The 9,712-nt window shown below is 73.9% G+C and carries 8 protein-coding genes; 5 read left to right on the top strand and 3 right to left on the bottom strand.

Features of this window, described 5'->3' with window-relative positions:
- Positions 1–43: 43 nt before the first annotated feature.
- Positions 44–2,455, bottom strand: coding sequence for an endopeptidase La (gene lon, locus ACFCY7_RS26500; RefSeq protein WP_376488557.1), 2,412 nt, complete (start codon positions 2,453–2,455; stop codon positions 44–46).
- Positions 2,456–2,585: 130 nt separating this feature from the next.
- Here lon and ACFCY7_RS26495 point away from each other — a divergent pair, with 130 nt between their 5' ends.
- Both ACFCY7_RS26495 and ACFCY7_RS26490 read left to right on the top strand, forming a co-directional pair.
- Complete coding sequence (locus ACFCY7_RS26495) at positions 2,586–3,224, top strand: GNAT family N-acetyltransferase (RefSeq protein WP_376488556.1); 639 nt, start codon at positions 2,586–2,588, stop codon at positions 3,222–3,224.
- 67 nt (positions 3,225–3,291) lie between these two features.
- Positions 3,292–3,930 carry a hypothetical protein gene (locus ACFCY7_RS26490; RefSeq protein WP_376488555.1) on the top strand — a complete coding sequence of 213 codons (639 nt, stop codon included), beginning with the start codon at positions 3,292–3,294 and terminating at the stop codon, positions 3,928–3,930.
- A gap of 162 nt (positions 3,931–4,092) precedes the next feature.
- On the opposite strand, the gene ACFCY7_RS26485 is transcribed toward ACFCY7_RS26490, so the two are convergent.
- A complete protein-coding gene (locus ACFCY7_RS26485; protein WP_376488554.1) occupies positions 4,093–4,656 on the bottom strand; it encodes a TetR/AcrR family transcriptional regulator in 564 nt (187 codons plus the stop codon).
- Between the two features lie 123 nt (positions 4,657–4,779).
- Here ACFCY7_RS26485 and ACFCY7_RS26480 point away from each other — a divergent pair, with 123 nt between their 5' ends.
- Positions 4,780–5,370 carry a DUF2867 domain-containing protein gene (locus ACFCY7_RS26480; RefSeq protein WP_376488553.1) on the top strand — a complete coding sequence of 197 codons (591 nt, stop codon included), beginning with the start codon at positions 4,780–4,782 and terminating at the stop codon, positions 5,368–5,370.
- Positions 5,371–5,444: 74 nt separating this feature from the next.
- On the opposite strand, the gene ACFCY7_RS26475 is transcribed toward ACFCY7_RS26480, so the two are convergent.
- Entirely contained in the window at positions 5,445–6,086 is a 642-nt protein-coding gene (locus ACFCY7_RS26475; RefSeq protein WP_376488552.1) for a TetR/AcrR family transcriptional regulator, read from the bottom strand.
- A 150-nt stretch (positions 6,087–6,236) separates the two neighbouring features.
- Here ACFCY7_RS26475 and ACFCY7_RS26470 point away from each other — a divergent pair, with 150 nt between their 5' ends.
- Together ACFCY7_RS26470 and surE are read left to right on the top strand one after the other, a co-directional pair.
- Positions 6,237–7,982 (top strand): glycoside hydrolase family 3 protein, encoded by a 1,746-nt coding sequence (locus ACFCY7_RS26470; RefSeq protein ID WP_376488551.1) that lies wholly within the window; start codon positions 6,237–6,239, stop codon positions 7,980–7,982.
- Positions 7,983–8,529: 547 nt separating this feature from the next.
- Positions 8,530–9,606: a 5'/3'-nucleotidase SurE gene (gene surE, locus ACFCY7_RS26465; RefSeq protein ID WP_376488550.1), complete on the top strand. Its 1,077-nt coding sequence runs from the start codon at positions 8,530–8,532 to the stop codon at positions 9,604–9,606.
- The last annotated feature ends 106 nt before the right edge of the window (positions 9,607–9,712 follow it).

Genomic DNA, 9,712 nt, shown 5'->3' with positions numbered 1-9,712 from the left:
GGCGGGGGGTGTCGGTCGGGGACACCCCGCTCGCGACCGGGAGTTACGCGGCCACGCCGACCGGCACCGCCGCCGGGGCGAGCGCGATCTCCAGCACCTGCCGGACGTCCGTCACCGGGTGGACCTCCAGCTTCTCCAGGATCTCGGCCGGGACGTCGTCCAGGTCGGCCTCGTTCCGCTTGGGGATCACGACCGTGGTGATGCCCGCCCGGTGCGCGGCGAGGAGCTTCTGCTTCACGCCGCCGATCGGCAGCACCCGGCCGGTGAGGGAGACCTCGCCGGTCATGGCCACGTCCGTACGGACCAGACGGCCGCTCAGCAGGGACGCGAGGGCGGTCGTCATGGTGACGCCCGCGCTCGGGCCGTCCTTGGGGACGGCGCCCGCCGGGAAGTGGATGTGCACGCCCCGGTCCTTGAGGCCGGTGACGGGCAGCTCCAGCTCCGCGCCGTGCGAGCGGAGGAAGGAGAGCGCGATCTGCGCGGACTCCTTCATCACGTCGCCCAGCTGGCCGGTGAGCGTCAGCCCGGCGGCGCCGGTCTCCGGGTCGGCGAGGGACGCCTCGACGAAGAGCACGTCACCGCCCGCCCCGGTCACGGCGAGTCCGGTGGCGACGCCCGGCACGGCCGTGCGGCGCTCGGCCGGGTCCTGGGCCGACTCGGGCACGTGGTGCGGTCGTCCGATGAGCTCCCGCAGGTCCTCCGGGGTGACGGTGAACGGCAGCTCGCGGTCGCCCAGTTCGTGCTGGGCCGCGACCTTCCGCAGCAGCCGGGCGATCGACCGCTCCAGGGTGCGGACGCCCGCCTCGCGGGTGTACTCGCCGGCCAGCTTCCGCAGGGAGGCGTCCTCCAGGACGACCTCGCCGGACTCCAGGCCGGCCCGCTCCAGCTGGCGCGGGAGCAGGTGGTCGCGGGCGATGACGACCTTCTCGTCCTCCGTGTAGCCGTCGAGCCTGACCAGCTCCATGCGGTCGAGGAGCGCCTCGGGGATGGCTTCGAGGACGTTGGCCGTGGCGAGGAAGACGACGTCGGAGAGGTCGAGTTCGACCTCCAGGTAGTGGTCGCGGAAGGTGTGGTTCTGCGCCGGGTCGAGGACTTCGAGGAGCGCCGCCGCCGGGTCGCCCCGGAAGTCGGAGCCGACCTTGTCGATCTCGTCGAGCAGCACCACCGGGTTCATGGACCCGGCCTCCTTGATCGCCCGCACGATCCGGCCGGGCAGGGCGCCCACGTAGGTCCGCCGGTGGCCGCGGATCTCGGCCTCGTCGCGTACGCCGCCGAGCGCGACCCGGACGAACTCGCGGCCCATGGCGTGGGCGACGGACTCGCCGAGCGAGGTCTTGCCGACGCCGGGCGGGCCGACGAGGGCCAGCACGGCTCCGCCGCGACGGCCGCCGACGACGCCGAGGCCGCGGTCGGAGCGCCGCTTGCGCACGGCCAGGTACTCGGTGATGCGCTCCTTCACGTCGTCGAGGCCGGCGTGCTCCGCGTCGAGGACGGCGCGGGCGCCGCGGATGTCGTAGGCGTCCTCGGTCCGCTCGTTCCACGGCAGTTCGAGGACGGTGTCGAGCCAGGTGCGGATCCAGGAGCCCTCCGGGGACTGGTCGCTGGACCGCTCCAGCTTCTCGACCTCCTTGAGGGCGGCCTCGCGGACCTTCTCGGGCAGGTCGGCGGCCTCCACGCGGGCGCGGTAGTCGTCGGACTCGTCGCCCTCGGCCTCGCCGTTGAGGTCGCGGAGCTCCTTGCGGACGGCTTCGAGCTGGCGGCGGAGCAGGAACTCGCGCTGCTGCTTGTCGACGCCCTCCTGGACGTCCTTGGCAATGGTCTCGGCGACGTCCTGCTCGGCGAGGTGCTCGCGGAGCTGGGCCGTGGCGAGCCTGAGGCGGGCGACCGGGTCGGCGGCCTCCAGGAGCGCGACCTTCTGCTCGACGGTGAGGAAGGGCGAGTATCCGGAGTTGTCGGCGAGGGCGCCGACGCCGTCGATCTGCTGGACGCGGTCGACGACCTGCCAGGCCCCGCGCTTCTTGAGCCAGCTCGTGGCGAGCGCCTTGTACTCCTTGACCAGTTCGGTCACGGCGCCGGGCAGCGGGTCGGGCAGGGTCTCCTCGACCGTGCCGCCCTCGACCCACAGGGCCGCGCCGGGGCCGGTCGTGCCGGCGCCGATGCGGACGCGGCCGATGCCGCGGATCAGCGCGCCGGGGTCGCCGTCGGACAGGCGCCCCACCTGCTCGACGATGCCCAGGACGCCGGTTCCGGCGTAGGTCCCGTCGACGCGGGGCACCAGGAGCACCCGCGGCTTGCCGGCGCCGGGCCGCGCGGCGGCCTGGGCGGCCTCGACGGCGGCGCGCACGTCGTTGTCGGACAGGTCGAGCGGCACCACCATGCCGGGCAGCACGACCTCGTCGTCGAGCGGCAGGACGGGCAGAGTGAGCGGCACGGACGGCATGGACTCAGCAGCCATGATCTCCCCTTCGGCATTCAAGTTGAGCTGTACCGACTCAATGCACCTGAGCCCAGGAATGTTCCCGCACGTTCGTTCGCTCTGAGCGATCACCCTCCCGCGGGTGCGCGGCACGGGATGTAATGCCTCCATGGATATAGCAGCCATTACATCGGCTTGGGTGGCGGGCTGGACCGTCTCCCGGGGCGCTCCCGCCGCCGTCCCCGAGCCCTGGGGGCACCGCATCGACGTCGGCCTGCCCCGCCATGTCGTACGGCACGTCCTGCCCGCCCCCGACGCGGCCTCCGTCGGCGCGCTCTGCGCCCGGCTCACCGAGCCGTACAGCTGGCTCAAGGTGATGGCGACCCCCGAGGAGGTCGCCCCCTGGATCACCGAGGGCTGGACCGTCCCCGACGACCCCGGCTTCATGATGCTCAAGCCCCTGGACCCGGGCGCCAGGCCCGCCCCGCCCGAGGGCTACGCCCGGACCACCGAGACGCGGGACGGCGTCATCCGGGTCCGGATCCTCGCCCAGGACGGCACCCTCGCCGCCCGCGGCCAGATCGCCCCGACCGGCTCCACCGCCGTCGCCGACCAGATCGAGACCGACCCCGCCCACCGGCGCCGCGGCCTCGGCTCCAACGTCATGCGCACCCTGGAGGCCGCCGCCGCCCAGGCCGGCGCCACGACCGGCATCCTCGCCGCGACCACCGACGGCCTCGCCCTCTACGACTCGCTCGACTGGCGCTACCAAGGCCCCCTCACCGGAATCGTCCGCGACGGCGCCTGACACTCCGACACACCCCGGACCGTCCGTCCGGCTGCGCGGGGGACCCCGCAAGGGGCATGCTCGATCCATGGTGCGAGGCGTACGGCGAAAGTGGTGCGGGGCCCTGCTGCTCGCGGCGGCCCTGACCGTCGGCGGGACGAGCGGCTGCGGCAGCGGAGCCCCGTCCGCTCCCGGCGGACCGCCGTCGACCGCGAGCACACCCCCCGCGCCGCCGACGGAGACGACCACCGGCGGCACACCCCCGGACGCGGGCACGCCCGGCACGAAGCCCCCGGACGCGAGCACGCCCCCCGCACCACGGACGGACCCCCCGGCCACCGGCCCGACACCGGCCTCGACCACCCCGCCGCAGACCCCGCGTCCCGGTGACGTCCTCGTCGAGGTGGTCGTCACCGGCGGCCTCGCCGGCATCCACAACCGCCTCGTCGTCCGCTACGACGGCACCTGGACCAGCACCTCCGGCGTCAAGCCGCCCCGCACCGGACACATGGCCCCCGCCGCGACCGCCGAACTGCGCGCCGCCCTGGAGGACCCCGCCTACGCCCGGGTCCCCCCGCGCCCCACCGGCAGCCCGATCCCGGACGGCTTCGAGTACCGCATCACCCACCACCACCGCCTCGTCATCGCGGGCGACGGCGAACGCCCCCCGGCCCTCCAGCGCGTCTTCGCGGCCCTCCCGGAGGGCGGCCCGCCGACGGGCCGGTGACCGGCGGCGGGACGGGCGCGTGACCGGCGGCGGCGCGGCGGGCGCGTGACCAGCGGCGGCGTGAGGGGGCGCGACCAGCAGCGCGACGGCACGAGGGGGCCCGTGACCGGCGGCGCGACGGGCCCGGCAGGTCCCCCGGCCCCGGCAGACCCCCGACCCCGGCTACCCGCGCAGCAGCCAGTCCCGTGTCAGCGCCATGACGTCCGCACGCGTGTGCGTGCCGTGGTCGGCCGCGATGAGGGGGTTGGCGACGCGCAGCGCGAAGACGAGCATGCAGCGGGCCTCGACGTCGGCCTCGTCGGGGCAGAAGCTCCGGAAGAGCGACCGCAGGTACTCCATGCGCCGGTTGTCGGTGCGGCGGAGGCGCTCGGCGACGGCGGCGTCGCGTCGGGCCCAGTCGCGGATGGCGAGGTCGACGGTGGTGCCGGTCACCGGTTCGCCGAAGGCGTCGCGGACGATGTCGAAGAGCCGTTCCAGCTTGGCCCGGGGATCCCCGCCGCCGCTCTCGACCCGCTCGATCACGGCGTCGGTGACCTCGCGCTCCCAGGTGTCGAGCATCTCGGCGAGCAGGGCGTCGCGGTTGGCGAAGTAGCCGTAGAAGCCGCCCTTGCTGACGCCGAGGGCCTGGGCCAGCGGCTCGATCCGTACGGCTTCGGGGCCGCCCTCGGCCAGCGCGCGCAGGCCCTCCTCGACCCACCGACCACGGGGGGTGCGGATCGCTCCCATGCTGTGCCCCTCCTCACCTCTCCGTTCCTCAGCCCGACTATACGGTGCCGTACAGATGGGTCTACGCTTGATCTATACGCCACCGTATAGACGTCGTCCCGACGTCGGAACAGGGGTACGGCCATGAGACTTCCCCGCACCGCGCACACCTCCCACCCGTGGCGGATCCACGAGATCGCCGGCGACTTCCAGGTCGAGGACGTGTGGGAACTGCCCGTCACGGGCGGCCCGGACGACCTCGAACGCCTGGTGCGGCAGTTCACCGGCGAGAACAGGACCGCCCTCTCCGCGCCGGTGGTCCGCACCCTCTTCGCGGTCCGCTGGAAGCTGGGGGCGCTGCTCGGCTGGGACAAGCCGGCCGCGGGCCTCGGCGGGCGCGTGGAGACCCTCAGGGACCGGCTGCCGGACGACCTTCGCGCGGGGGCGCGGGGGCCCGACCTCCGAGCGGTCCCCTTCACGTCCGTCTACCAGGCGCACGACGAGTGGGTGGCGGAGAGCGCCAACCGGACCGTGCACGCGGTGATGCACATCGGCTGGGTCCCGGACGGCGCCCCGGGGCGCCACCGCGCCCGGATGGCCGTACTGGTGAAGCCCAACGGCCTGCTGGGCGCCGTCTACATGGCGGGGATCAAGCCGTTCCGGTACCTGGGCGTGTACCCGAAGCTGCTCGGCGCGATCGGCCGCGAGTGGGAGGCGAACAAGACGGCGGCCTGACGACGGCCTGACGACCGAACCGGCCCCACCGAGGGGGCGGCACCGCCGCCCGGCCACCGCCGGGCGGCCCCGCGTCAGCCCTCGGTCGCGGCGATCGCCGCGTACTGCCGCCGCAGGTAGCCGCCGACGCGGGCCGGCATGTCCATGGAGGCCGGGTCGAGGGCCCACTGGATCTGGAGGCCGTCCATGACGGCGAGGTGTTCCTGGGCGACGGCGAGGCAGTCGGTGCCGGTGCGGAGTTCGCCGCGCCGGACGGCCGCCTCCAGGAGGTCGACGGTGTGCCGGAGCACGCGCGCGTAGCGCTCCTTGAAGTAGTCGTGGGCGGGGTGTCCGACGTTGCCGGACTCGCCCACCAGGACGTTGAACATGCGGACGATGCCGGGGCGCCTGGTGTTCTCCTCGATCAGGGCGACGAGGGTGTCGAGGTAGGCCTTGTACGACGCGGGCTCCTCGCCGAACAGGCGCTCCACGTCGTGCCGCTCGCTCTGCGCGAGGACCGAGAGGAGCAGGTCCTCCTTGCTGCGGAAGTGGTGCAGCAGTCCGCCCTGGGTGATGCCGCAGTCATGGGCGATCCGGGCGAGCGAGGAGGCGTGGAAGCCCCACCGCCCGAAGTGGTCGACGGCGGTGTCCAGGATCTTCTGTCGGCGCGCGTCACCGACCGCGTAACTGCCCCGGCCTGCGCTCTTGCGGGGCGTTCGGCCCGTGTTCTCCGGCATGCGCCCCACCTTAGACCGGCCCGGAAAGGCACTTTTGTGCTGTGACCCAGGACACATTGCAGAAACCTAGTGGTCACTCGGTTTTCACGCCTAGCCTGAGGGCGTCAAAGGGCGGCACCGCTCTCCCCGGCCACACCCAGGAGCCCTGACATGCACCCGTACCAGGACCCCTCCCGCCCCGTCGACGCACGCGTGGAGGACCTCCTCTCCCGGATGACGCCGGAGGAGAAGGCCGGCCAGCTCTTCCACTCGATGCTGATGATGAACGCCGACGGCACCCCGGTGACCGACACGGACGGCTCGATGCTGCCCCTCACCACCCCCGAGCTCATCGAGGGACGGCAGCTCACCCACTTCAACCTGCTCGGCACCTACGGCGCCCGCGAGATGGCCCTCTGGCACAACGCGATCCAGGAGATGGCCGCGAGCACCCGGCTCGGCATCCCCGTCTCGCTCTCGACGGACCCGCGGCACGCCTTCACCGACAACGTCGGCGCCTCCTTCAACTCCGGCGCCTTCTCCGCCTGGCCCGAGGCCCTGGGCCTGGCGGCCGTCGGCGACCCGGAGCTGGTCTTCCGCTTCGCCGACACCGTCCGCCGCGAGTACCTCTCCGTCGGCTTCCGCACCGCGCTCCACCCGCAGATCGACCTCGCGACCGAGCCCCGCTGGTCCCGCCAGTCCGGCACCTTCGGCTCGGACGCCAAGCTGACGGCCGAACTGGTCGAGGCGTACGTCCGCGGCCTCCAGGGAGACCGCCTCGGCACCGACTCGGTGTCCGCGATGGTCAAGCACTTCCCCGGCGGCGGCCCGCAGAAGGACGGCGAGGACCCGCACTTCCCGCACGGCAAGGAACAGGTCTACCCCGGCGGCCTGCGCGACCTGCACCTGGAGCCGTTCAAGGCGGCCGTCGCCGCCGGCTGCGCGCAGATGATGCCGTACTACGGCCAGCCCGTCGGCACCGACTGGGAGGAGGTCGGCTTCGGCTTCAACCGGGGCGTCATCGACGGACTCCTCCGCCGGGAGCTCGGCTTCACCGGCATCGTCTGCACCGACTGGGGCCTGCTCACCGACGCCGTCATCTTCGGCGAGACCCACGAGGCGCGGGCCTGGGGCGTCGAGCACCTGAGCGTCGCCGAGCGGGCGGCCAAGGCCCTCGACGCGGGCGTCGACCAGTTCGGCGGCGAGCAGTGCCCCGAGGTGATCGTCGAGCTGATGGCGTCGGGCCGGATCCCCGAGTCGCGGGTCGACGACTCCGTACGCCGCCTGCTGCGCGAGAAGTTCCTGCTCGGACTCTTCGACGAGCGGCGGTACGTCGACCCCGACGAGGCCGCGGAGACCGTCGGCCGCGCCGACTTCAAGGCCGCGGGCGCCGCCGCCCAGCGCCGCTCCCTCACCGTCCTCACCGACGGACCGCTCCCCCTGACGGGCCGACCGAGGCTGTACGTGGAGAACGTCGACCCGGCGGTCGCGGCGGCGTACGGCGAGGTGGTCGCCGACCCGGCGGCGGCCGACCTCGCCGTCCTGCGGCTCCGCACCCCGTACGAGGAGCGGCCGAACCTCTTCGAGTCCTTCTTCCACTCCGGCTCCCTCGCCTTCCCCGACGACGAGCTGGCCCGGATCCTCGGACTGCTCGCCGCCGTGCCGACGGTGGTCTGCGTCAACCTGGAGCGCCCGGCCGTCCTGCCGGAGATCGCCGAGCGCGCGGCCGCGCTGATCGCCGACTACGGCGCGAGCGACGAGGCCCTGCTCGACGTGGCCTTCGGCCGGGCGCGGGCCGAGGGCCGGCTGCCCTTCGAACTGCCCCGCTCCATGGCCGCGGTCGAGGCCTCGCGGCCCGACGTCCCGAACGACACGGCGGACCCGGTCTTCCCGTACGGCCACGGCTTGCCTCTGTAGGCCGCGCACCGCCGAACCACCAAGGGTCTCGCCTCGGGCCTGCCGGAGACCTACCCGAAGATCTCACCTCGGGGCTGTCAGAGACCCGCCCGAAGATCTCGCCGCGGGCCTGCCGCAGACCCACCCGAAGATCTCACCGCCGCCCCGCCGGAGACCCACCCGCAGGTCTCGCCGCCTGCCCGGCACCCGCAGGGCTGCCGGATGCCTCTCAGCGGGCCCGGCGCCCAGCACCGCCGGAAGCCTGCCGGAGATCTCGCCGCCGGCCCGGCACCCGCAGGCCGCGGACCCGGCACCCGAAGCCTCCGCAGACCGAGGCGGCCACGGAGACCGCAGAGGCCACGGAGACCCCGCAGCCCGCGGAGCACCTCCGCCGCACCCCCGTCACAACCCCGCCGCAGTCCCGCCGGAGGTCCCGGCGCAGACGCGGCACCCCCCAGACCGCGGAGTACCTGAACGACTCCGCGCACGATCCGGGGCCCTCCCGTGGGGGGCTGGGCCCCGGATCGATCCCCCCTGCCCGCATGTCATGCACCTGAAGGGTTCTCCCATGCGCAAGCGCACGTACCTCGCCCTGTCTGCGGCCACCGCCGTGCTCGCCGGAGCGGGCGCCACCGCCTACGCCACGACGGCGGACACCGCCGCGTCCGGCCCCGCCCACCCGCTCGCCGGGATGCGGATCCTGATCTCCAACGACGACTCGATGCAGGCCGCCAAGGCGAGCAACTCCGACGGCCTCGGCCTCTACGAGCTCCGCCGCGCGATGTGCGCCGCCGGGGCCGACGTCGTCGTCATGGCCCCCTGGCAGGTCCAGTCCGGCAAGGGCACCGCCGTCACCAACGGCGGCGTCGTCACCGCGCAGCGCCGCACCGCCCTGCCCGCCGGGTACGAGAACGACTGCGGCCGGGCACCCTCCGGCGGCGCGGTCTACGGCGTCTGCCTCTCCGCCGGCCCCTGCGCCAAGGACTCCCCGTCCGCCACGCCCGCCGACACCGTGAAGCTCGCCCTGCGCGGCGGCCTCAGAGCGAAGGCCGGCTGGACCGAGGCCCCCGACCTCGTCCTCACCGGCATCAACTCCGGCCCCAACGTCGCCGCCAGCGTCAACGACTCCGGCACGGTCGGCGCGGCCGTCGCCGCCATCGACCAGGGCGTCCCGGCCCTCGCCTTCTCCTCCTCGGGCGACGAGAGCAACCTGAACTTCCCCGTCGTCAACTACCGGGCGCACGCCGAATTCGGCGCCCGCCTCGTCGCCGGACTGAAGCAGCGCGGACTGCTGACCCCGAAGTTCGCCCTGAAGGTCGACTACCCCGACGTCAGCGCGGGCGCGAAGGCCAAGGCCCCGGTGTGGACCCGCGTCGGCGACGGTGCCGTCGTCTACCACGCCTTCGAGCAGCGCGGGGACGGCGACTCCTTCGACATCGCGCTGGGCCTCTGCCCGCTGGACGGCAGCGGCGAGGGCGAGTGCGCCGAGGGGCGGAAGGACGCCGACTCCACCTGGCTGCTCGACAAGGGCCACGTCACGATCGCCCCGGTCACCTGGGACCGCACCTACGGCACCCCGGTCGACGCCCGCCGCGAGCTGAACCGCATCGAGCACTTCGTGCAGCACGAGGCCCCCCGCCCCTGAGCCCGCGCGGCGCCCCGCACGGGCCCCGCGCCCCGCTCCCGCTCCACGAACCGGCCTCACGCCCCCACCCCGTGGACCGGCCTCGCGCACCCGCTCCGCGAACCGG

Source organism: Streptomyces sp. NPDC056361 (genome assembly GCF_042262805.1).
GTDB lineage: Bacteria > Actinomycetota > Actinomycetes > Streptomycetales > Streptomycetaceae > Streptomyces.
The sequence above is the reverse complement of the archived record's forward strand: the minus strand, read 5'-3'. Positions and strand labels throughout refer to the sequence as shown.

Coding starts and splice junctions, on each gene's coding strand:
- surE (WP_376488550.1), top strand. CDS start 8,530: ATGCGCAAGCGCACGTACCTCGCCCTGTCTGCGGCCACCGCCGTGCTC.
- lon (WP_376488557.1), bottom strand. CDS start 2,455: ATGGCTGCTGAGTCCATGCCGTCCGTGCCGCTCACTCTGCCCGTCCTG.
- ACFCY7_RS26495 (WP_376488556.1), top strand. CDS start 2,586: ATGGATATAGCAGCCATTACATCGGCTTGGGTGGCGGGCTGGACCGTC.
- ACFCY7_RS26490 (WP_376488555.1), top strand. CDS start 3,292: ATGGTGCGAGGCGTACGGCGAAAGTGGTGCGGGGCCCTGCTGCTCGCG.
- ACFCY7_RS26470 (WP_376488551.1), top strand. CDS start 6,237: ATGCACCCGTACCAGGACCCCTCCCGCCCCGTCGACGCACGCGTGGAG.
- ACFCY7_RS26485 (WP_376488554.1), bottom strand. CDS start 4,656: ATGGGAGCGATCCGCACCCCCCGTGGTCGGTGGGTCGAGGAGGGCCTG.
- ACFCY7_RS26475 (WP_376488552.1), bottom strand. CDS start 6,086: ATGCCGGAGAACACGGGCCGAACGCCCCGCAAGAGCGCAGGCCGGGGC.
- ACFCY7_RS26480 (WP_376488553.1), top strand. CDS start 4,780: ATGAGACTTCCCCGCACCGCGCACACCTCCCACCCGTGGCGGATCCAC.